This is a genomic window from Pelistega sp. MC2 (assembly GCF_900099475.1).
Taxonomy (GTDB): Bacteria; Pseudomonadota; Gammaproteobacteria; order Burkholderiales; family Burkholderiaceae_B; genus Taylorella; species Taylorella indica.
In genome coordinates this window covers 984,025-1,008,080 of the sequence record NZ_LT628275.1, presented here as the reverse complement: position 1 = coordinate 1,008,080, position 24,056 = coordinate 984,025, and the positions used below count along the sequence as shown (strand labels likewise).

Here is a 24,056-nt window from a genome sequence, read left to right as displayed (position 1 = left end):
CAAAGAATGTAATTATGAACTACTTCACTACATCCTGTCAAGCACTTTTTAAAAATAATTTCTAATTTATTTTTAAACTGTTGTTAAATCCACTCACTATCGTCAACTTAACTCGCTTAACCTCCCCCGCCTCTTCAGCCAACCTTCAAGCAACTTATCGACTTGATTAATCGCTGCCTCAGCAGGAAAGAATGTAATTATGAAGAACTTCTAACTATCTGTCAAGCCTTTTAAAAACTTTTTATCTTAATAAAGCTAAAATTACTTCTCTTTAACATGCTTTACACCGCAATGAGTACATTAATGCTACCACCAAAACTCAACTCTTATTTATAGAAGCACATTATAAAAAATATAAAAACTTAACTTACAAATAAATCTTTAAGATGTTTGTTTATTTTGATATTTAATTTTTCCCAAAAAAACAACACTTACAAATTATGATAAGAACTGCTGTACAAAAACTACTTCGTTGAGGGACTTATAAAAATAGTTTGTATTATTTTAGCGTCTATAAGCTATTTATGTATGATTTAAACAACAATCCGCTCGTAACAAAACACCGATTTTTTTAAAGTTTATGTCGCAAACACAAACTTTTTCCTTTATTTTCCTCTAACTTCGTTTATTTTCACTATAAATCCCTATTATCCTATCTTCTTATTTAAATACTCATCTCATTTTCTTTTTCCTAGAATTCATTTATGCATTAGGAGGAAAAATGACAGAGCAAGAAATTCTCTCTATTGATAGAAATCATATTTGGCACCCATATGCCAGCATTGATAACGATATGCCGATATTCACTGTAGATCATGCGCACCAAGCCACAATTACATTAAAAAATGGGCATACACTAATAGATGGCATGTCTTCATGGTGGTCAGCTATTCATGGTTATAATCACCCCCGCTTAAATCAAGCTGCACATCAACAATTATCAAAAATGAGTCATGTGATGTTTGGTGGTCTCACTCATGAACCAGCAGCTCGCCTAGCAAAGCAGCTATTAACTTTACTCCATCCTGATCTAAATAAAATATTTTTTGCGGATAGCGGTTCAGTTGCAGTAGAAGTTGCCATGAAAATGGCAATGCAATATCAGCATGCGAAAGGTCTAACCAAAAAACAGAAGTTTGCCACTATTCGTTCTGGTTATCATGGAGACACGTGGCATGCAATGTCTGTCTGTGATCCAGATACGGGTATGCACAACCTTTTTACAAGGAACCTTCCACTACAATATTTCCTTCCTCAACCATCAACAGTTTTTGGAGCGTCATGGAAAGTAGAGGATATTCAGCCCTTAAAAAATCTTCTCGAACTGCATCACCAAGATATTGCTGCTTTAATTCTTGAACCTATTGTGCAAGGAGCGGGGGGTATGTACTTTTACTCTCCGGAATACTTACATCAGGCAAAAGCACTTTGCGACCAGTATCAAGTGTTAATTATTTTTGATGAGATTGCAACAGGTTTTGGGAGAACGGGTAAGCTTTTTGCCTATCAGCATGCAGCAGTCATTCCAGATATTATCTGCCTAGGTAAAGCATTAACAGGAGGCTATTTAACCCTATCAGCCACCATTACACAATCTCATATTGCTGAGACAATTTGTGCTGGTGATGCAAAGTGTTTTATGCATGGTCCAACCTTTATGGGGAATCCACTTGCATGTAGCATTGCCTACGAAAGCTTGCAATTACTTATCGAAAATGACTGGCAGAAGCAAGTCAATCATATTAATGAGCTTTTTCAAAAACTACTCTTACCTATATCATCTCGTCCCTATATCAAAGAGCTACGCATCCTCGGTGCAATTGCCGTTCTAGAGTTGCATACTCCTGTCAATATGAAAACCTTAACGCCACGCTTTGTAGAGCAAGGTGTCTGGATTCGGCCATTTGGAAAACTAGTTTATCTCATGCCTCCTTATATTATCAGTCCACAGGAGCTGACTCAACTCATTACCGGCATGATTAATGCACTAGACGATGAATATGGAGTAACTCCATGAATTTTCATCAACAAATCAAAAATTTGAAGAATCATCACCAGTTCCGTCAAATTCCTAATCTACTCCACCAAGGACGCTTCGTAGAAATTAATGGTCAATATTGTCTCAACCTATCTGGCAATGATTATTTAGGACTCAGCTATAAAAAAGAACTTCAGCAAGAGTTTCTAGAACAATACAGAGGTGATATACCCTTATTCTCTAGTACCTCTTCACGCTTACTGACTGGAAACTTTGTTCAGTATCAGCAATTAGAGATGTTAATGGCTGATCTATTTCAACAAGAAAGTTGTTTATTATTTAACAGTGGTTACCATGCCAATATTGGCATTCTACCTGCCATTACGGATAAAAATAGTCTAATCATTGCAGATAAACTTGTTCATGCTAGTCTCATTGATGGAATTCGTTTGGCAGGATGTGATTTTCTACGTTATCGGCATAATGATTACCAGCATTTAGCTACTCTTCTTACTGACAATGCCTCTCTTTATCAGCGTATCATTATCGTGACAGAAAGTATTTTCAGTATGGATGGTGATTTTACAGATCTCACAGCCCTCATTCAATTAAAAAAACAATATAACAATATTCTTCTGTATGTAGATGAAGCACATGCGTTTGGACTCTATGGAAAGAAAGGACTAGGTCTAGCGGAAGAGCTAAATTGTATTTCAGATATTGATTTTCTCGTCGGTACGTTTGGAAAAGCGGCAGCCTCAATAGGTGCCTATCTTATTTCATCACGCCTTATTCGTGATCTGCTCATTAATAAAATGCGTCCTCTTATTTTTTCTACTACTATCCCTCCCTTTAATATTGCATGGACGCACTTTATTATCCAGAAATTACCTCTTCTCTCCCAACAGCGCCAACATTTACAAACTATGAGCCATTTTTTACGGCAATCCCTCATTAAACGATTTAACGTCAACATGCCTAGTCAAAGCTGTATTGTTCCTTACATCACTCATGACAATCATATAGCACTTGAATTAGCTAAAAAACTACAGCAACATGGCTATTATTGCTTACCTATTCGTCCGCCTACAGTCCCTATAAATACAGCTCGCCTACGTTTTTCTTTGAATGCTGATATACAACAACATGAATTAGAGCAATTTTTAGATTGCTTACAGGAGCTCGTATGAAAACAGAATTTGTAAATCATCAAGGAGAACATCTTCTTGTTTATTTTGCAGGTTGGGGAACACCTCCTAGTATAGTCAAGCATTTAAAATTGCCTGATCATACAGATTTACTAATTTGTTACCAATACCATGATTTAATATGCAATTTTAATTTCACCGTCTATCAATCTATTCGCGTAGTAGCATGGTCAATGGGAGTCTGGGTCGCAGAAAGAGTGATGCATAACTACAAACTACTTTCTGCGACTGCTATCAATGGAACAGGAACACCCTGCCATGCTCAAACTGGCATTCCTCCTCATATTTTCCAACGCACATTAAATAAGCTATCTCCTCAAACACGTCATTATTTTGAACATCGTATGTGCTTGGACAAAACAACACTTTCAGATTATATCCAACGCCAAGACTATAGAGAATTTGAAGACATTCGCACAGAATTACATTTTCTCTCCAGCGCCATTACAAATGATACTCAAAAAGATTTGATCACTTGGCAAAACGCCATTATCAGTCGTAACGATAGCATTTTCCCCCCTGTAAATTTATATCGTTATTGGGAAAACCGCTGTAAAGTCATTGAATATCCCTATGCACATCTACTTTTCCACCATTTTACAGAATGGAAAAACTTTTGGGAGATGATGTATGATTGATAAAAATCTTGTTCGACTACGTTTTAGTCAAGCATGCTCTAGCTATGATCATAATGCATTCGCACAACAACGCATTAATCATACTCTTATAACACTACTCAAACAGTATGCTGGTGATCAATTTAATCAGGTCTTTGAAATTGGTTGTGGTACTGGACTTTTGACCCAGATGATGTACAAAAACCTCACAATCAATCATTGGATACTCAACGATCTATGTTCAATGCAAGCATATATCAAAACAAAGCTACCCTCTATAGATTTTACATTTATAGAGGGAGATATTGAGCATATTCCCTTTCCACCACACAATCAATTAATTGCTAGTGCCTCTACAGTACAGTGGTTAAACCAACCACAACATTTCCTAAAAAAATGTGCTCAACATTTACAAACCAATGGTTATCTACTCATAGGAACTTTTACACAAAATAATCTAAAAGAAATTAAAACACTCACCCATATTGGTCTAAACTATCCCGATATCAGCGATTGGCGTACTTGGTTAGAGGAAGATTTTCAGCTACTTCTCTGCCAGCATGAAGATTGGATATTACCCTTTGAATCTCCTCTACATATTTTGCAACACCTCAAATTTACTGGTGTCAGTGGTATACAAAAGAACCTATGGACTGGAACCAAACTCCGTCAATTTATAGCTGATTACCAATACCACTTCAGACTCAGTTCTGGTGAAGTCTCTCTAAGCTATAGCCCCCTCTTCTTACTCGCGAGAAAAAAATGAAACAAGTAATCTTTATATCTGGAATTGATACAGATGTTGGTAAAACCATTGCTACTGCTTGGTATGCAAAAAAATTAATGCTCCAAGGAAAAAAAGTCATCACACAGAAATTTGTACAAACAGGTTGTAAAACCTATTCTGATGACATTATGAAACATCGTCAACTCCAAGGTATCACCGTAACTGAGGAAGATTTGGCAGGGATTACCTGTCCTTATGTTTTTGAGTTTCCCTGTTCCCCTCATCTAGCAGCCAAACTCGAAAATAAAGAAATCAATGAAAATCTTATCACTCAAAGCACCCAGAGATTACTAGAGACCTATGATATCGTCCTATTAGAAGGAGCAGGAGGTCTTTATGTACCTTATAATGACCAAGATACCATTATTGACTATATACAAAAACAACAATATCCTCTAATTTTAGTCACCTCGGGTAAATTAGGGAGCATTAATCATACGCTATTAAGCTTACAAGCATGTGCCCAAAGGCAAATTCCCTTGCATAGTGTTATTTACAATCGTTTTCCCGAAGGTGACTCGATCATCAGCCAAGATACACTATCCTTTTTAAGAAATTATCTACAGACTTATTTTCCAGAGACACAATTTACTACCATGGAGAAAATGACTATTTCTGATCAATCAATGCCAAAAATTCTTTTCTCAAATCAGAATTACGTAAAAAAGAACCTCGCATAACACTATTAATCATTTTAGAATCTATATCTTTAACGCCACGCCATTGCATACAAAAGTGATCTGCTTTCATCACTACTGCCAATCCGTCAGGATTCATTTTCTCAATAAGTAGATCAGATAATTGAACAACCGCCTCTTCCTGAATTTGTGGGCGTTGCATAACCCAGTGCGCCAATCGTGCATATTTAGATAAACCTATCAGATTAGACTGTTCATTTGGCATAATGCCAATCCAACATTTCCCCATGATAGGGCAAAGATGATGTGAACACGCACTTCTCACTGTAATTGGCCCAACAATGATTAGCTCATTAAGTTTTTCGATATTAGGAAACTCTGTTAGTTCTGGCATTGGGACATAACGACCAGCAAATACCTCTTGAATATACATTTTGGCAACACGCTTAGCTGTTTCCTGAGTATTGTGATCATTTTCGGTATCAATAACTAAACTATTCAATACATCAACAAGCTTGGATTGCACTTCTGCCTGAAGCTGTTCAAGCTCACCCGGTTTAATAAATTCAGCAATATTATCATTAGCAAAAAAACGCTTGCCTGATTGTTGAACACGCTGACGAATGACGGTTGAAATATAGTTATTTTCGTTATTTTGTTCCACGTAACTATCCCTTTTATATCTCTTTATCTCAACGCTAACAAAAAGAAAGCCGTTGAATTAACTAAGTAATCGCCTATTTTACCCCAAACCCTTTTATAATAAACAATCTATTAAGTGAATTTACCGAATCTCTCGCCAACGATTAAAAATGAATGAACAAATACTCGTCAATATTACCCCCTTTGAAACACGTGTTGCACTAATGGAGCAAGGTACGCTACAAGAGCTGCACATCGAAAGGTCTAGCCAACGTGGCAAAGTGGGTAATGTCTATTTAGGTAAAGTTCTTCGTGTATTGCCTGGTATGCAGAGTGCTTTTATTGATATTGGTTTAGAAAAAGCGGCTTTTATCCATATTGCTGATTTACGTGAGAATCGCATTGCTCGAAACAATGGCTTGCCTCAGATGCAAATTGAAAAGATTTTGTTTGAGGGGCAAACCATTATGGTACAAGTGATTAAAGATGCTATTAATACTAAAGGGGCTCGTTTATCCAATCAAATTAGTATTGCTGGGCGTATTTTGGTCTATATGCCTTTTGATAATCATATTGGTGTTTCTCAAAAAATTGAATCGGAGATAGAAAGAGAACGGCTAAAAAATCAAGTGGCTAGCCTTATGTCACCTCATGAAAAAGGTGGCTATATTATTCGTACTCAAGCAGAATTAGCCAGTGAAGAAGAGATTAAACGTGATATGGAGTATTTAAATCTACGCTGGAAAAAACTACAGGAGTCCATTCAAAAACAAGCGGCGCCATCGTTGATTTATCAAGATTTAGATTTACTCGAACGTGTCATGCGTGATTTAGTCGTGCCTGATACGGTCTCAGTAGAAATTGATTCGCGTCATTCTTGCCAATATCTACGAGAGTGGGCAAGCATTTATACGCCAGAAATTACAGATAAGATTAAACACCATAGTGGCAGTAAACCACTTTTTGATACGGCAAATATCGAAGAAGAAATTAATATCGCCTTATCACGACGTGTTAATTTAAAGTCTGGTGGCTATTTGATGATAGACCAAACAGAGGCATTAACCAGTATTGATGTCAATACTGGTGCATTTGTCGGTTACCGAAATTTTAACGATACTATTTTTAAAACTAATTTAGAAGCATCGGTTGAGATTGCTAGACAGCTACGTCTACGTAATATTGGTGGGATTATTATCATTGACTTCATTGATATGGATAATCTTGCTCATCAGGAGGCTGTATTAGTTGAGCTACAAAAAGCACTCAACAAAGATCGTACACGAACCTCTGTCAGTGGCTTTTCTTCATTAGGTTTAGTGGAAATGACGCGTAAAAGAACTCGTGACTCTTTAACCGCCTTACTCACTGAACCATGCCATACTTGCGAGGGTAAGGGCTATATCCGTACCGCAAAAACAATAGCCTACACTATTATGCGTGAGATATTACGTGAGGCAAAACAGTTTAATCCTAAAGAGTTTAGATTAATTGTTTCACCAGAAGTGATAGATCTTTTTCTAGATGAAGAAAGTAATTACTTAGCCATGTTAGATGACTTCATTGGTAAGCCGATTAGCCTAGAAGTCGATAATTCGTTTACCCAAGAAATGTATGATATTGTGTTGCTGTAAGCTAGACTGTAAGAGACAATGGCTGAGTGGGCAAAATAGGAAAAAAGCCTTTACTCTATAAACCCATCTCTACAAATTAACTAGCGTTCTTTATTTAATAATCGATGAGAGCAGTACCTTTTTGCAGAAATAGCCGTTTATCAGATTCTTACCATAAAACACCACTCTTTAGGACTGGGATAACGTCAACAAATTGACAAGCAACTATTCCTGACTGATGTTTTGCGTAAAGAGGCTTAAAGGAATCGCCTCTAAAACAAAACACTAAATGAGATCACCAGAGCCAAAAACCAGCGATAATAACTAACTATGCCCTGCTTGCGTACGATTTTGCATAGCAATAATTTTTTCTTCTAATGCTTCTGATGTTTGTAAAGCAATCAACAAGCCTTCTCCACTATCCGTGCGATCCACTCTAAGCTTGATGCTTTGCCCTTCAAAAATATCAGGTGCGGCTTTTAACTCAACATATTTTTGCAATAACGCATCAATAGAAGATTGAGCCACATTTAAGTATTGCTCAATATTTTCAGGATCAGCCTCTTTAAAAGCGATTTCAATTGTTTTAGATAAATCCCATGTAAAAAACATTAAGGCATTTGGTCCAACAACTTCGGGATGTTCATAACCCCAATTTTCTGGTTTATTCATTCGTTATCCTTTTAAATCACAGATATACTATTACCTAATTGTTTAATAAAGTTAATAAGATATCCGTCTCTATCAGCGACAGTAACTATTATTCTGTTTTTTGTGCAATCGCATTAAGTGAGGCATATAGCCCCCCTGATTTCAGTAAAGACTCATGTGTCCCTTCTTCAATAATTTTACCGTCATCTAAGACTAAAATGCGATCAGCATTTTGAATAGTCGATAATCGGTGGGCAATCATAAAAGTCGTTCTGCCTTCCATCAATTGATTTAACGCCTCTTGCACTAACTTTTCAGATTCATTATCTAAAGCTGAGGTCGCTTCGTCTAAAATCAAGATAGGTGCATTTTTTAATAAGGCTCTGGCGATAGCGATACGTTGTCTTTGACCACCTGATAACCAAGCGCCATTCTCTCCAATCGGAGTTGCCAAGCCTTGAGGTAGTGATTCAACAAAAGACTTTAGGTTAGCCGCTTCAAGCACTTGCATAATTTGCTCATTAGTAACATTTTTATTGACACCATAAGCAATATTATCCGCTAAGCTTCCATCAAATAAGAATACATGCTGTCCTACTAAGGCAATATGCTGACGCAAGCTCCCTATGTCAAATTCATCTAATGGTGTCCCATCTAATAAAATCTGTCCGCCTGTTGGATCCACAAAGCGAGGCAACATATTCACTAACGTTGTTTTACCACTACCTGAACGCCCCACAAAAGCAACTGCCTGTCCTGCTTTTACAGTGAAATTTAAGCCTTTAATCGTATCATTCTCAACACCAGGAAATCTAAAGATCACATGATCAAATACAATTTCACTATCAGGTGTCACGATAGCAGTCTTATTATCTTTTGAGGTTTCCTTGGGCGTATCAATGAGTTTAAATACACTTTCTGTCGCCATCATCATACGTTGAGCTTTAGCAGCAATATTTGTTAAGCGTTTAACTGGATCAAAAATCTGCCCTAATGCTGTAATAAAGGCAATAAATCCGCCAACAGTCAATACACCCTTACTGCCTTGATAGAGTGCCATTGCAATCACAGCCGCTAGAGAAAACGAAATAATCCATTGTGTTAATGGCGACATTGCTGCCTCAGCTGTCGCAATCTTCATCGCATGCTGACGCAAAGAAGCATTGACATTATCAAACCGCACTTGCTCTGTTGCCATACCGTCATGCATTTTAATAACACGTTGCCCTTCAATGCCTTCTTTAATGATTTTAGTTAAGTCTGCATTAACATCAATATTCTGGCGATTGATTTTACGCAAGCGTTTTGCAAAAAAACGTCCTACAAATACGGCTGGGGGGAATACGATTAAAATAATCAAGGTCAGTTGCCAAGACAAAAACAGCAACATCCCAAATATACCGACAATAATCGTTACTTCTTTCGCAATAGTCGTTACTACCTCTGTCGCATTGGCGGTAACTTGGTTAGCATCTACGGTAAAACGGTTTAATAAGCGACCCGTATCTCCTTTTTGAAACTCCTGATCAGGCAAACCCATTAGACTATGGAACATATCCTTGCGCAAAGAATACAAGACTTTATTGGCTACCCATGCCATCAAGTAAGCACCACTAAAATTGGCTGCCCCTCTCACCATCATCAATAAAATTAAGGTAATAGGAATCATCCAAATAAAGCTTTTTTGTGCACCTAAAAATCCTTCGTCCAATAAAGGCTTCATCAGATAAGCCATCAATGGTTGTGTGCTTGATCCCAATAAGATACACAGAAAACCACCCAACCAATACACCCAGTATTGACCTACTCGTTGATATAACCGAATCCATAGGGTTCTATCTACTGACTGTGTACCGTCTTGTACTTCTTTTTTTCTGCTGAATAAATTCAAAACCTTTCTCTATCAATAAAATTTAAGATTTTTTTGTTATTTTAAAGAGTATATATAAATTTTCATGTAAAGTTGATGCAATTACGCTATATTCAATATCTTTCTTAGTATTTTTTTATCATTATTCATTAGTAGTTTTACATTATGGCTGTATCACCTATTGGTCGTATTTATATTCGTTTACCTAACTGGATAGGTGATGTCTGCATGAGCCTCCCTTCATTACATGCTGTCATTGCAACTGGATGTGAAGTCATTGTATGTGCAAAACCATGGGCGCAAGACTTATTAAAAGGCTTTACTAATATAGGCTTTATTCCTCTGACAGGCAAATGGTCCGAAGATAGAAAACGCATCAAGCAACATAGACAACAATACAACACTGACAAACAAAGTGTTGGGCTACTCTTACCCGACTCCTTAACAAGTGCACTGACCTTTAGGTTAGCTGGTTTAGCGTGTGCGGGTTACAAAGATGATGGCAGGCAACTCCTTCTCAAGTGGGCATTTGATAAGCCTAAAGAATCCTTACATGCTGTCGAGTCTTGGTATCGATTAACTTACTTAGCCTTGAGCGCTTGGGGGTTTTCACCAGAAAAACAGCCTAATCAAGCACTTAGTCTCCCTCTCACCATAGACCATTATCAGCAAGCACACGCGGTGGTAACAGAGGCGTTAGCTAATAAACCTTTTATTCTCATCGCCCCAACAGCAACGGGAAAACACCATGGACGAGAAAAAGTATGGCCGTTTTTTGATACACTAACAAAAAAACTTCAGTCTGAAGGCTTTACTGTTGCTATGTGCCCTCCTCCTAATGAAAAAGAGATGGCATTACAAAATGCACCTACCGCACAGCTATTACCACCGGTGAGCTTAGGGGCTTTTGTGGCATTACTTGAAAAAGCATCTGTTGTGATTTGCAATGACTCTGGCGTTTCTCATTTAGCCAGCATCAGCGCCAAACATCAAATTACCTTAATCGGTGTGACTGAAGCAGAAAGAACGGGCCCATGGTCGTCAAAAGCCATTATTTTGGGTAAAATGAACCACTGGCCTTCTGTTGAAGACGTTAATGAGTCTATTAAGAAAGTAGTATGAAAAGTTATATTATCTCTCTGATAATTCCGCTTAATCTATGTATTTTCCTCGTTGTTGTTGGTTTATTATTTGCCATACTGCAACGTAAAAAGCTTGCCTTTTTCACCATGAGTGCAGGGGTGATTTGGGTGCTTATCTGGTCTCTTCCTATTACGTCTTACAAAACAGGGGGCTATTTAGAAAGCTTATATCCCTATACCCCTCCCGTCTCATTACCCACGGCACAAGCTATTGTGGTATTTGGTGGAAACACAGCTAATAACCGCTCTAATTGGTTTGCCCCTTATTCCAAAGAATCTAGACACGCTCGTATTGATACCGCCGATGATTTATATTTTATGAATAAAGCACCTATTATCATTGTGTCTGGTGCTGCGTTAGACGGTTCAGTGAGCGAGGCAAAAGGCATGGCAATACAGCTCCAAAATAGAGGCATCCCTAAAACCGCGATTACCCTTGAAAGTCAAAGTACGACAACGCGTGAGAATGGTTTTTATGTGGATAAACTCCTGAAAGAAAAAGGGCTAGAGAAAATCTTATTAGTCACCTCTGCCCTGCATATGCCTCGCTCTATGGCAGTAATGAAAAAATTAGGATATGACCCTATTGCTGCTGCCAATCCCCCACAAATTACACTGACTGATGCTATTAATCCTTATATTCCTAATGCACGCGCCCTTGAAGCTAGTCGCTCTATTATCAAGGAATATATTGGTATCGTGACCTATTGGGTTCGAGGTTGGATATAAGTTTGTTAAAAATACTCTACCTCATAAGGAATTTGTTTATCCGTCAATTGTTTAAATAAATCTGGGGACATTCTCACACGCCAATCTTCACCTAGGCGCATTTCACAGCTAAATTTATCTTTAATCGACAAGCTCACCCTTACCCATACGCCCGGTACGCCATTTTCAGGCTCTGCACGGAAGGGGTTAAGGGTGAACCGTAGCACTTGTGGGCTATTCTTTTCACATAGCGTGAGCATTAAATGACGTGCTTTTAATTCTCGTGCAGATTGTAAATCGTGTAGCACTTCTGCGGTGATACGCAGCGTTCCATTAAAACGATTTACCTTGACTTTGGCTTGAGCAATTACTAGATGATCAGCTTGTAGCAAATGACGGCTTTGTTGATACACCTCTTCGGTACACATGACTTCAATCTGTGCTGTTCCATCATCTAGCATCAAGAAATAGAGACGTTTACCCGCATCAGCCCCATCACCTTTGGTGACAAAGCTACGCACCCCTACAAATACCCCCGCTATCCAAACCAAGTCTTTAGACTCACTTAAATTCTTGAGTGTGGTAGGGATAAAGCGTCTAATTTCATCACGCCAGACATCAAATAAATGGTGGCTAAAATAAAATCCTAAGGCTTGTTTTTCCTCCAATAAGGAGGTGTATAAGTCCCACGGTGCCACTTTAGCCATTTCGGCATCAACTAAACTACTGGAGTCATCTTCAAATAAAGAAAACTGGTCGGCATTGGATTGTACTTGGTCTGCCGCCTCTAAGGCTTGATTTAAGCTCGCCAATAATGCCGCTCTATTCGTATTCAAGCAGTCAAAAGCCCCTGCTCTAATCAATGCCTCTATAGAGCGTCTATTTACCGTATGGCGATCAATGCGGCTACAAAAATCGTATAAGTCTTTAAAGGCACCACCCTGCTCACGGACAGACACAATATTTTCAACAGCAGATTGCCCCGTCCCTTTAACCGCTCCTAGTCCATAGCGAATCGTTTTAGGCGGTAAGCCTTTTTTGCTACTCTCGTCCAAGACAGGCTCAAAGCGATACACCGATAGATTAATATCTGGCGGTAACACAGTAATTCCATTGTCCAAGGAATCTTTCCAGAATACCTGAACTTTGTCCGTATCATCCATATCAGAGGAAATAGTCGCCGCGATAAATTCGGCAGGATGGTAAGCCTTTAACCATGCGGTTTGATAAGCAATTAGCGCATAAGCTGCCGAGTGACTCTTATTAAAGCCATAGCCAGCAAACTTTTCCATCAAGTCAAATAAGCGTACAGCCAAAGCACCGTCATAGCCCTTTTCAACCGCCCCTTTTTCAAAAATCTCACGGTGCTTTGCCATCTCTTCTGGCTTTTTCTTACCCATCGCACGACGTAATAAGTCGGCACCACCTAATGAGTAACCACCAATGATTTGAGAAATCAGCATCACCTGTTCTTGGTAAACAATCACCCCATAGGTACTTGATAAGGTCTGGGTTAAATCAGGGTGAAAATAATCCACCTCTGCACGCCCATGCTTACGATTAACGAAGTCATCAACCATACCAGATTCCAATGGACCCGGACGGTAGAGAGCAAGCACTGCGATAATATCCTCAAAGGTACTAGGCAATAATTTGCGAAGCAATTCTTTCATACCACGTGACTCTAGCTGGAAAACAGCGGTGGTATTACCTGAGCATAATAATTCAAAGGCATTCTTATCATCGAGCGGTAGGCTCATTAAGTCAAATTCTTTTTGCGCCTCATTAAAGCGTCTCACATAACGGACAGCCCAATCCAGAATCGTTAAGTTCCGTAAGCCTAAGAAGTCAAACTTCACTAAACCCACATCCTCAATATCCCCTTTATCATATTGAGAAACTACTGACGTACTACCGGGTTGGCAATAGAGTGGGCAAAAATCAGTCAATTTACCGGGGGCAATTAATACCCCTCCAGCATGCATACCAATATTACGCGTTAGCCCCTCTAAGGGTTTGGCAAGATCTACAATGGTTTTGACCTTATCATCGCTGTTATAGAGCTGCTGAAATTCTGGTTCTTCGGCAAGTGTTCTCTCAAGTGACCATGGGTCAGCTGGACTAAAGGGGATAAGCTTGGATAAATTATCACATAAGCGATAAGGCATCTCTAAAACACGTCCCACGTCTCTAACAACCGCTTTTGCGCCTAGCGTACCGAAAGTGGCAATCTGACTTACAGCTCCTCGACCGTACTTATCCTTAACATAGTCAATCACTTTTTCACGATTATCTTGGCAAAAATCAATATCAAAGTCAGGCATAGAAACCCGCTCTGGGTTTAAGAATCGCTCAAACAGTAAATCGTAACGCAGCGGATCTAAGTCCGTAATCCCTAGTGCATAAGCCACGAGCGAGCCTGCCCCTGAACCACGTCCGGGCCCCACAGGTACACCATTATTTTTACCCCAGTTAATAAAGTCTTGAACGATTAAGAAATAACCCGGGAATCCCATAGAAATAATCGTTTTACACTCAAGATCCAAACGTGCTTTATAGGTAGAATATTGTTTTGCTCTCTCTTGCTCGTCAGGATAGAGATGCTTCATCCGTTTGGCTAGACCTTGCTCCGCTAAATACACCAAATATTCATCTAAAGGAATATTATCTGGTGTTGGGAATAAGGGTAATTGAGGTCGTCCTAATTCAATCTCAACATTGCAACGCTTGGCTATCTCAACGGTATTTATTAGGGCAGAGGGAATATCCGCAAATAAGGCCGTCATTTCCTCTGTACTCTTCATATACTGGCTAGGTTTAAAACGCTTAGGACGATTGGCATCCCCTAGTAATTCTCCCTCAGCAATACAAACTCGTGCCTCATGTTCTTCAAAATCATCTGCTTTCAAAAACTGAATGGGATGTGTGGCAACTACGGGGATTTGTAGCTGTTGGGCAAGTTTAATGGCTTCATGGATATAATTTTCTTCACCCTCAAAGCCTGCCCGTTGTAACTCAAGATAAAAAGCATTAGGAAATTTAGCTTGCCACTCCTTACACAAGGCTGTGGCTTGAGCAATATTACCCACCGCTATGGCATGTCCTATATCACCTTGTAAACCACCTGATAAGGCGATTAAGCCGTCCGTATTTTCTAACCACTCTTTGCGAATTTCTGCGTGGGTATACTGTGTGTTTTCCAGCCATGCTTGTGAAATTAATTCACATAAACGCAAGTAGCCTTGGTGATTTTTCGCAATTAATAAACATCTAAACGGCTTATTAGCATCGTCTGGATTGCTTAGCCATAAATCACACGCAATAATCGGCTTAATACCGGCTTTACGGGCTTGCTTATAAAATTTAATTTGTCCAAAAAAATTCGACAAATCAGATAAACCCAGTGCAGGCTGCTTGAATTGCTTGGCTGTTTTCACTAAATCGCCAACACCAATAATGCCATCCACGACAGAAAATTCTGAATGACTACGTAAATGAACAAAACTAGGAGTGGATGTCATAATATCAAGCCAATAAAAAACAATAACGCACAATAGCGTATTATACCAAGTTGTGCCTCATCAGCACCTTAAACCAAGTCAACACCTAAACACTAAGCGAATAAACATTAGAAAACTAAGTGACTAAAAGTCTAAGCGACTAAGCCATGAAAACTACACCGCCAACATCAACCATGCTTTTTGTAATCGCTTAACCGATACAGGCATAGGCGTTCTTAATTCTTGTGCAAATAAGGCAACTCGTAATTCTTGCAATAGCCACCTAAAATCCTCTAACCCCTTGTCTTCCCTTCCTTTTCGCTGAGCAATTGCTCGTTGATAATTACTTAACAATGGCAACATTTCACTCATTAGTCGTTCATCTCGACTAGGATCAGCGATTAATTTCTCAGTCCGTATATAATCCGCTTTTAAATACCGTGGAAACTGTTGGATATGTTGGAACTCATACTGAGTCAAAAAATTCTTCCGCATTAACTGCGCTTGATTAGCACTCATATCTTGATACGCATTTTTAAAGGCTTTAATGGCCACCATTTTTTTCTGTGTCTGCTGCCACTGCTCCAATATTTGCAAGGTAGTCCTAGCCACTTCATTGACTAACAAGCCTAACTTTTCTTTTGCAGCTACTTTTCGCTCTTCAAACATAGATTGATTAACAGGAAATGGTGGTTGTAACGCAATTTGTGCTAAGGCACAGTCAATTATTTGGGAAAGCAACTCTTCTTGAGTTCCTAGTGGTAAATAAAGCATCCCCATTTTGGTCAAGTTAGTAATATTTTTTTGCCAATACTTAATCTGATCCTTTAAGGCTATTTTCACTAAGCGCAATAAACCATTTCTGTGATGCGCTTGTGCTTCCTCAACTTCATCAAACACATCAATGGCACAGTGAGTACCCTTGTCAATCAAGGCAGGATAACCTATCACGGATTGATTTTTACGCTTAATTTCTAAGATCTCAGGTAGCTCGCCAAAATTCCATTCCACAATATTGTCAATGGTCAATAACTCAGCTACTTCTTTATCACGTTCAGCGACTTTTTGGAAAGACGCTTGTGTATGTGAGGCATGTTCTGCTTTTAATAGACTGAGATTACGACTTGCCGATAGCATTCGTCCATGTTCATCCACCACTTTAAAAATCATCTGCATATGCGGTGGCAAAGTCTCTTGTTTAAAGTCTTCTTCCTTGACACGTACCTGTTTCTGCTCCCATATATCGTCAATCAATGCTTGCAATAAAGGGATATTGGGCTTATCCAATTTACTCTCATGGCGTAAATAAAACTCTCTGGCATAATCAGGAATAGGAACACAATGACGACGTATTTTTTGCGGTAGTGACTTAATGAGCAACTGCACTTTTTCTTTTAACATTCCCGGCACTAACCATTGTGCCGCTACAGCATCAATTTGTCGTAAGGCATAAACAGGCACTGTCATTGTCACCCCATCTTTAGGGGATCCTGGTTCAAAATGGTAATTCAGTGGTAAATCCAAGCCATCCCACACAAATTTTTTAGGAAAAACTTGTGTGGTAATACCTGCTGCCTCATGCCGCATTAAATCGTCTTTGGATAAAACCAGAGCTTGTTGTTCTTGTGGCGAAAGTGTTTTATACCAAGCTTCTAAGCTCGCTGTTTGGTGTACCTCTGAAGCAATTAATTTATCATAAAAAGCAAAAATCAACTCATCATCAACTAAGATATCTGGTCGTCTCGCTCTATGCTCTAAGCGCTCAATTTCTTCAATTAAACGATTGTTTTTAAGAATAAAAGGGAGCTGGCTATTAATCTCACCAGTGACTAACGCTTCTCGGATAAATACTTCTCTAGCCGCCTTTGCATCAATTCTGCCGTAATGTACTTTACGTCCTTGATAAATCGGCACACCATATAATGACGCTCTCTCATTAATTTGCACCAAACCTTGTTGCTTATTCCAATGAGGATCTGACCATTGTTTTTTCAATAAATGCCCTGCCAATGATTCAATCCACTGAGGGTCAATTCTGGCAATAATTCTCGCAAATAAGCGTGAGGTTTCAACTAGTTCACCCGCCATTATCCATTTACCAGCTTTTTTATTCAGACTGGATCCTGGGTGAATCACAAAACGAATATCTCTCGCTCCTTGATACGTCTGATTATCTTGTTCACTTTTTAAACCAATATTCCCTAATAAACCGCTGAGTAATGCTTTATGAATTTGTTCATAGGTTGCCTCCGATTGATTAATCCGCCAGCCTTTTTCGGCAACCAGACTTAATAATTGCGTATGAATGTCATGCCACTCTCTTAATCTTATTGGCGACAAATATTCTTTACGTAATCCTTCAATTAATTTACGTTGTGAGGCTTTATGGGTCACTTTATCGTGATACCAATCCCAAAGTTTTAAATACGATATAAATTCCGATTTCTCATCTTTAAATTTGGCGTGTGCTTGTTCACTCTGCTGTTTCGCATCAAACGGTCTTTCTCTCGGATCTTGTACTGACAAAGCCGCCGTGATAATTAATACTTCTTTTAAACTTTGTTGCTCTCTCGCCGTTAAAATCATACGAGCAATCTTGGGGTCTAAGGGCAACTCTGCTAATAATTTACCTGTCGGTGTAATACGATTATGCTCATTAATCGCCCCTAGCTCATGCAAGATATGATAGCCATCAGCAATGGCTTTGCCTGTCGGTGCATCCACAAAGGGAAAGCGCTCAATATCATTAAGCCTTAACGCTTTCATTCTGAGTATCACGGAGGCTAACGATGAACGTAAAATCTCAGGGTCGCTAAAGGCTGGACGTAGTTTAAAATCATCCTCATCATATAAGCGAATACATACACCTGCACCAATACGACCGCAACGACCTGCTCGTTGATTGGCTGAAGCTTGGCTAATTTTTTCAATCTGTAATTGCTCTACTTTGTTACGCCACGAATAGCGCTTAACTCTAGCCAAGCCACTATCAATCACAAAGCGAATTCCCGGTACAGTTAAAGAGGTTTCTGCCACATTGGTCGCTAAAATCACTCGTCTAAGATTGCTTGACGGTTGAAAAATCTTCTCTTGATCGGCTTGCGACATTCTGGCAAACAAGGGTAATATGTGCATTGTGCCTAATTTATGTTTGCGTAATGCTTCCGCTGTTTCCCTAATTTCTCGTTCACCCGGTAGGAAAATAAGAATATCGCCACTACCCACTAAAGAACATTCATCCACGGCATCAACAATGGCATTAACGAGTTCTTTTTCCTCATCCCTATCCATGCGTGTGGATTTGTTCGTATTATCAGCAGACTCTTCCTCATCTACATTTCTTATTGGACGATAACGCACTTCCACAGGATAAAGCCGTCCTGACACCTCAATAACTGGTGCAGGATTACCTTTGCGATCGGCAAAATGTTGAGCAAATTTTTCCGCATCAATTGTCGCTGACGTAATGATCAATTTTAAATCAGGTCTTTTGTGAAGAATATTTTTTAATAAACCTAATAAGAAATCAATATTTAAGCTTCTCTCGTGCGCCTCATCAATGATCAAGGTATCATATTTTTTTAACAAAGGATCCTGCTGGGTTTCAGCAAGCAAAATCCCGTCTGTCATTAGTTTGATAGCCGCATTAGGCCCCGTTTTATCATTAAAGCGGATTTGATAGCCAACCCAGTCACCTATCTCTGTTTTTAACTCTTGAGCAATACGCTTTGCCACCGATACTGCCGCAATCCTCCGTGGCTGAGTATGACCAATCAACCCCTGCTGCCCTCTCCCTAGTTCTAAACAAATTTTGGGTAACTGCGTTGTTTTACCCGACCCTGTTTCACCACACACAATCACTACTTGGTTTTTTTGGATAGTGTCTGCAATAAGTTCTTTTTTAGCACTTACTGGCAGCTCGCTATCATACTCAATAGATGGCAATTCTCGAACAAGACGAGCTGTCGGTGATGGATTTACGACGATTTGAGGTTTTTTTTGATTTTTTTTCATAGAGGATAGTAAATTTAATGCTATCCAACATTATAATTTTGGAATTAACTTTAGATGGGCTTTTATAGCCATTTCATCAGATTTTTACTTATTTTTAGAGAATCAATTTTCCCAAATGACAAACACTATTGAAACTTTTTCTGCTCTTGATGCACCAGAATATGCACCAGCACAATTTGTTCGCTGGTTCCGTGAAGTAGCGCCGTATGTGCATACCATGCGAGGGAAAACGTTTGTCGTGGGCTTCGGTGGTGACTTAGTCCAAGAAGGTAAGCTAAATGCCTTAGTACAAGACCTTTCATTACTCACTGCACTCGGAGTTAAGCTCGTATTAGTATTTGGTTCACGCCCACAAGTCAATGAGCAATTACGTCTAAAAGGCTTTGATTTTCAATTTGGCTTAACGGTTGAACCTACATCTGCGGTGGCACTTGAATGTTGTAAAGAGGCAGCAGGAGAAATTCGTCTAGACATTGAAGCGGCATTTAGCCAAGGGCTACCAAATACCCCAATGTCAAATTCTCATATCCATGTGATTTCAGGCAATTTTGTCACGGCTCAACCAGCAGGCATTATTGATGGCGTGGATTACAAACATACGGGGAAAGTTCGTAAATTTGATATTGAGTCCATTCAAAAAGCACTCTCATTAGGCTCTGTTGTCTTGTTTGGTCCCATAGGTTTTTCACCAACCGGAGAAGCTTTCAATATTGCGATGGAGGAGCTAGCCACCAATATTGCGATCAGTCTAAAAGCTGAAAAACTTATTTTTATGAACAAATCCAATCTTCTACGTAATGAAAATGGCGAAGTTATCACTGAAATTGCTCGCGCTGATGTGGATAAACTTTTACAAACTTCAGAGCAATTAGAATTGGATATTGAGTTTGCTAATTATTTAAAACAATCTTCTAGAGCAGTACGCCGTGGCGTAAAACGTGCTCATATCATTCCTCATGACTTAGATGGTAGTATTTTATTAGAGTACTTCACCCATGACGGTGTCGGTACAATGGTGGTAGAGGATACATTAGATGATTTACGTCCTGCTACGATTGATGATGTCGGAGCAATTGTCAGCCTCATTGAGCCTCTTGAAGCGGATGGCACCTTAGTCCCTCGCGGACGCCATATTATCGAACGTGATGTGGAAAAATTCACCATACTAGAACATGACGGCATTATTTATGGTTGTGTCTCTCTTATGCCCTATCCTAATGAAAAAATGGGTGAAATGGCATGCTTAATCGTTCACCCTGATTGGCAGAGCTCTGGTGAAGGAGAGCTACTACTGCGCCACACAGAAACCAAAGCACGTGCTTTAGGCTTAAAACATTTATTCGTCCTAACTACTCGCACTTCACATTGGTTTATCAAACGTGGATTTACGCAAGGTAAGGTAGAAGACTTGCCCGCAGAAAAACAAATGAATTACAATCGAGCTAGAAACAGTCTTATTTTTATTAAGAAACTTTAAAGGATTAAATATTATGGTACGAATGGTTCAATGTGTTAAGTTAAAAAAAGAAGCACCTGGTCTTGACTATCCACCATATCCTGGTGAAATCGGTGTACAAATTTATAAGAACATTTCTCGTGAAGCTTGGCAAAACTGGACAAGTATTCAGACGCGTATCGTCAATGAAAATCGTTTAAATTTAGCCGATGCTCGTGCACGTAAATATGTTAAACAACAAATGGAAAGCTATTTATTTGAGGATCGTGATGTAGAAGCACAAGGTTATGTACCTCCTAGCGCCTAGTACATAGAAAAAACATCTATACTGATTAGGAAAAGATTAAAGCCACTGTTAGATCTCGCTAGACAGTGGCTTTTTTGTGGCTTATGCATGTGGGCTAGTAGCTAATATGGAAACTCCTAGTCCCTCTCTAATAAAGCTCAACAACTATGATTGTTCAGCCTCATCTGTAGTTGTCTCTATACCACGAGCAACACGCTCTGCATTTTTAACGCCTGTATGACGAACATCTTCACCTTGAACAAGGTAGATAATTCGTTCTGCCATATTTTTGACATGATCCCCAATGCGCTCTAATGAGCGTGCAATAAAGATTAAATCAATTGTTTCTGTTGTATTACGTGGATCCTCAATTAGGTAACTACTTAAAGTACGTAATAAGGTCTTCCACTCTTTATCAACTTGTTTGTCCCCACGAACAACTTCAGCGGCAACTACAGCATCATTACGTGCAAAAGCATCTAATAATTTGTGCAACATGCTAATAACTAATTGACCAATGTGACGTAATTCAACAAGTGGCTCATAGTTCTTATGATTTTCATATAAGCGACGTGCCATTTTAGCCACTTTCTCTGCTTCGTCCCCTGATCTTTCCATATCAGTTAACATTTTTAACGCAGAAATCAATAAGCGTAAATCAATCGCCGTAGGTTGATTTTTAGCGATAATTTCAGCAATATGTTTATCAAGGGCAACTTCTAAGTCATTTACTTGTTTTTCATTATCTAACACACGACTGATAAGTTCAAAATCACCTGTATCAAGCGCATTAATAGCATCCTGAATCATGGACTCAACAATGCCACCCATGCGTAATAATTCAGAACGCATTGACTCTAAATCATTATCGTAACGTTTATTGCTATGTTCAATCATATTGCACCTATTAAAAAGAATACAGTGAGTTTATCCTGCAATTATGACTAGTTTATTACAATTGTCATTTTGTTAGGATTTTAATGCCTTCTTGGGTAGATACTAACGCAACTGTTGCTGGTGACAAAGCAAAAAAACCACAGCAGACGACACCGGGGATATCATTAATCTTACCTTCAAGTTCACGAGCATCAGCAAGAGAAAAACCAGCGACATCAATAATTGGGTTTCCATTATCAGTAATGAATCCTTCCCTTTGTTTTGCGACACCTCCCAATGCAACCATTTTGCGAGATACACTTTGTAATGCCATTGGGAGCACTTCAATAGGTAAGGTAAACGCACCTAACTGATCCACCAATTTACTTTCATCTACGATACAGACAAATTGCTCTGCCACTGAAGCGACGATTTTTTCTCGTGTTAAAGCGCCACCTCCCCCTTTGATCATTTGTAATAAAGGGTTAATCTCATCTGCACCATCCACATACACTACCATGCTTTGGACATCATTTAAGTTCAATACGCTAATACCATGTTGAGCTAAGCGTTGAGTACTTCTTTCAGAGCTCGCCACAGTCGCCTTAAATTTGTCTTTGTGCTTAGCTAATTCATCAATAAATAAATCAGCTGTTGATCCTGTCCCCACACCCACAATAGACTCAGGTGTTAATAATGGCAATATATAATCAACTGCGGCTTTAGCCACTTGCTCTTTTAACTGTTGTTGAGAAAAAGACATAAGAATTCCTTAGACACAATCATTAATCGTATTATATAAACTTATATAACTGTTGTTGAGAAAAAGTCTTGCGCTATAAATCTACCTAATTCCAATATAAATAACTTATATATTCATAGATAACTATAATACTAAACTAACCCTCATTAGCTAGTGAGTGAGCTTAATAGCGACTGGTAGCTCTCTTCTGAAAAACCTAATAACATCATGTTATTCTGCGTGTTTTCCAACAAAGGGCGTTTTAATAATGACGGATAAGCTTGCACTAGTTGACTTAAATCATTAGGTGCTGTTAGCGCCTTTTGTACATCTGTTAATTGACGCCATGTTTGCGATTTTTTATTGATTAACGCATCCCAGCCTACATTATCCGCCCAACGTGCAAGCTCATCAAAAGACGGTACTTGTTGACGTAAATCATGAAACTCAAACGCCACACCTTGTGCAGAAAGCCACTTTTGGGCTTTCACACAAGTGCTGCAGTTTTTTAATCCGTAGATATGTAAACTCATTTGTTTTTGTCCTGAAAACGATTAGCGACAATAACAATAGTACCCACCACCACGATAAAAATAGTGGCCAACGCATTTACTTCTGGTTTTATACCTAAACGAACACGTGAGAATACTTCAATCGGTAAAGTAGTAAAGCCTGGACCGTTAAGGAAAGACGCAATTACCACATCATCTAATGATAACGTAAATGCTAACAACCAAGCCGATACCAAGGCTGGTGCAATCAAGGGTAGCGTGATAGAAAAGAATACTCTTCTTGGCGTAGCGCCCAAATCCAATGCCGCCTCTTCTAACGATCTATCCAACTCTCTAACACGAGTAGAAACTACAACGGATACATATGCCACACACAAAGTGACATGACCTAGCCAAATAGTAAATACACCATTACTCTCAGGGAATCCAGTAATATTTCTTAACTCAATAATCATCAGTAATAAAGAAATCCCTAGGATGACATCAGGAATCACTAATGGTGCATTCAACATCCCAATGTAGAGTGAGAAACCTTTAAATGGACCTTTGCGAGCTAGGACATAACCCGCCCAAGTTCCTACGATAACCGCCATTGTTGCTGACATCACCGCAATCTTAAACGATAACCACGCTGCGTTTAGCAGTGCTTGGTCTTCCATTAAGCTTTTATACCATTTAAAAGAAAATCCCGACCAAGATGACGACAAGGCTGAGTCATTAAATGAAAAGACTACTAAGCTAATAATTGGAATATATAAGAAGGCAAAACCAAGACCTAACGCTAGCCATTTAAACCAAGAACCATGAGCTTTCATC

19 protein-coding genes are annotated in these 24,056 nt (G+C 39.1%); 10 read left to right on the top strand and 9 right to left on the bottom strand.

Annotation, left to right across the window (positions count from 1 at the left end; all coding sequences use genetic code 11):
* Positions 1 to 721: 721 nt before the first annotated feature.
* Genes bioA through bioD form a run of 5 tightly spaced genes read left to right on the top strand, consistent with a single transcriptional unit; the run spans position 722 to position 5,270 of the window.
* Positions 722 to 2,017 (top strand): adenosylmethionine--8-amino-7-oxononanoate transaminase, encoded by a 1,296-nt coding sequence (bioA, locus tag BQ4443_RS10390; protein ID WP_023949106.1) that lies wholly within the window; start codon positions 722 to 724, stop codon positions 2,015 to 2,017.
* The gene (locus BQ4443_RS10385; RefSeq protein ID WP_071058922.1) at positions 2,014 to 3,168 is read left to right on the top strand and encodes an 8-amino-7-oxononanoate synthase; all 1,155 of its coding nucleotides are present in this window, start codon (positions 2,014 to 2,016) and stop codon (positions 3,166 to 3,168) included. The genes bioA and BQ4443_RS10385 overlap by 4 nt, the downstream gene beginning before the upstream one ends.
* Positions 3,165 to 3,824: a pimeloyl-ACP methyl esterase BioG family protein gene (locus tag BQ4443_RS10380; protein ID WP_023949104.1), complete on the top strand. Its 660-nt coding sequence runs from the start codon at positions 3,165 to 3,167 to the stop codon at positions 3,822 to 3,824. Before BQ4443_RS10385 ends, BQ4443_RS10380 begins: the two co-directional genes overlap by 4 nt.
* Positions 3,817 to 4,569 (top strand): malonyl-ACP O-methyltransferase BioC, encoded by a 753-nt coding sequence (gene bioC, locus BQ4443_RS10375; protein WP_071058920.1) that lies wholly within the window; start codon positions 3,817 to 3,819, stop codon positions 4,567 to 4,569. Before BQ4443_RS10380 ends, bioC begins: the two co-directional genes overlap by 8 nt.
* Positions 4,566 to 5,270 (top strand): dethiobiotin synthase, encoded by a 705-nt coding sequence (gene bioD, locus BQ4443_RS10370; RefSeq protein ID WP_071058919.1) that lies wholly within the window; start codon positions 4,566 to 4,568, stop codon positions 5,268 to 5,270. The genes bioC and bioD overlap by 4 nt, the downstream gene beginning before the upstream one ends.
* Here bioD and folE read toward each other — a convergent pair.
* Positions 5,200 to 5,892, bottom strand: coding sequence for a GTP cyclohydrolase I (folE, locus tag BQ4443_RS10365; RefSeq protein WP_023949100.1), 693 nt, complete (start codon positions 5,890 to 5,892; stop codon positions 5,200 to 5,202). The genes bioD and folE overlap by 71 nt on opposite strands.
* A 148-nt stretch (positions 5,893 to 6,040) precedes the next feature.
* On the opposite strand from folE, the gene rng reads away from it, so the two are divergent.
* Positions 6,041 to 7,504: a ribonuclease G gene (rng, locus tag BQ4443_RS10360; RefSeq protein ID WP_071058917.1), complete on the top strand. Its 1,464-nt coding sequence runs from the start codon at positions 6,041 to 6,043 to the stop codon at positions 7,502 to 7,504.
* Positions 7,505 to 7,807: 303 nt separating this feature from the next.
* On the opposite strand, the gene BQ4443_RS10355 is transcribed toward rng, so the two are convergent.
* Together BQ4443_RS10355 and msbA are read right to left on the bottom strand one after the other, a co-directional pair.
* Complete coding sequence (locus BQ4443_RS10355) at positions 7,808 to 8,155, bottom strand: hypothetical protein (RefSeq protein ID WP_023949098.1); 348 nt, start codon at positions 8,153 to 8,155, stop codon at positions 7,808 to 7,810.
* An 88-nt stretch (positions 8,156 to 8,243) separates the two neighbouring features.
* Entirely contained in the window at positions 8,244 to 10,025 is a 1,782-nt protein-coding gene (gene msbA / locus BQ4443_RS10350; RefSeq protein ID WP_071058915.1) for a lipid A export permease/ATP-binding protein MsbA, read from the bottom strand.
* A 144-nt stretch (positions 10,026 to 10,169) separates the two neighbouring features.
* On the opposite strand from msbA, the gene BQ4443_RS10345 reads away from it, so the two are divergent.
* Positions 10,170 to 11,126 carry a glycosyltransferase family 9 protein gene (locus BQ4443_RS10345; protein ID WP_023949094.1) on the top strand — a complete coding sequence of 319 codons (957 nt, stop codon included), beginning with the start codon at positions 10,170 to 10,172 and terminating at the stop codon, positions 11,124 to 11,126.
* Positions 11,123 to 11,875: a YdcF family protein gene (locus BQ4443_RS10340; RefSeq protein WP_071058913.1), complete on the top strand. Its 753-nt coding sequence runs from the start codon at positions 11,123 to 11,125 to the stop codon at positions 11,873 to 11,875. The genes BQ4443_RS10345 and BQ4443_RS10340 overlap by 4 nt, the downstream gene beginning before the upstream one ends.
* Positions 11,876 to 11,880: 5 nt before the next feature.
* Here the strand turns inward: BQ4443_RS10340 and dnaE are convergent, their stop codons facing one another.
* Positions 11,881 to 15,375, bottom strand: a complete 3,495-nt coding sequence (gene dnaE, locus BQ4443_RS10335; protein ID WP_071058911.1) for a DNA polymerase III subunit alpha — start codon at positions 15,373 to 15,375, stop codon at positions 11,881 to 11,883.
* 153 nt (positions 15,376 to 15,528) lie between these two features.
* Positions 15,529 to 19,368 (bottom strand): ATP-dependent RNA helicase HrpA, encoded by a 3,840-nt coding sequence (hrpA, locus tag BQ4443_RS10330; RefSeq protein ID WP_071058910.1) that lies wholly within the window; start codon positions 19,366 to 19,368, stop codon positions 15,529 to 15,531.
* Between the two features lie 115 nt (positions 19,369 to 19,483).
* Between hrpA and argA the strand changes: the two genes are divergently transcribed.
* Together argA and BQ4443_RS10320 are read left to right on the top strand one after the other, a co-directional pair.
* Positions 19,484 to 20,845 carry an amino-acid N-acetyltransferase gene (gene argA, locus BQ4443_RS10325; protein WP_023949088.1) on the top strand — a complete coding sequence of 454 codons (1,362 nt, stop codon included), beginning with the start codon at positions 19,484 to 19,486 and terminating at the stop codon, positions 20,843 to 20,845.
* Positions 20,846 to 20,858: 13 nt separating this feature from the next.
* Positions 20,859 to 21,131: an oxidative damage protection protein gene (locus tag BQ4443_RS10320; protein ID WP_023949086.1), complete on the top strand. Its 273-nt coding sequence runs from the start codon at positions 20,859 to 20,861 to the stop codon at positions 21,129 to 21,131.
* 144 nt (positions 21,132 to 21,275) lie between these two features.
* On the opposite strand, the gene phoU is transcribed toward BQ4443_RS10320, so the two are convergent.
* The 4 genes from phoU to BQ4443_RS10300 form a co-directional block, all read right to left on the bottom strand.
* The gene (gene phoU, locus BQ4443_RS10315; protein WP_023949084.1) at positions 21,276 to 22,007 is read right to left on the bottom strand and encodes a phosphate signaling complex protein PhoU; all 732 of its coding nucleotides are present in this window, start codon (positions 22,005 to 22,007) and stop codon (positions 21,276 to 21,278) included.
* A gap of 64 nt (positions 22,008 to 22,071) precedes the next feature.
* On the bottom strand, positions 22,072 to 22,749 hold the full coding sequence (gene rpiA, locus BQ4443_RS10310) for a ribose-5-phosphate isomerase RpiA (protein WP_071058908.1): 678 nt from the start codon (positions 22,747 to 22,749) through the stop codon (positions 22,072 to 22,074).
* A gap of 146 nt (positions 22,750 to 22,895) precedes the next feature.
* Positions 22,896 to 23,261, bottom strand: coding sequence for a Spx/MgsR family RNA polymerase-binding regulatory protein (locus tag BQ4443_RS10305; protein WP_023949079.1), 366 nt, complete (start codon positions 23,259 to 23,261; stop codon positions 22,896 to 22,898).
* A complete protein-coding gene (locus BQ4443_RS10300; RefSeq protein ID WP_023949077.1) occupies positions 23,258 to 24,055 on the bottom strand; it encodes an ABC transporter permease subunit in 798 nt (265 codons plus the stop codon). The genes BQ4443_RS10305 and BQ4443_RS10300 overlap by 4 nt, the downstream gene beginning before the upstream one ends.
* Between the last annotated feature and the right edge of the window lies 1 nt (position 24,056).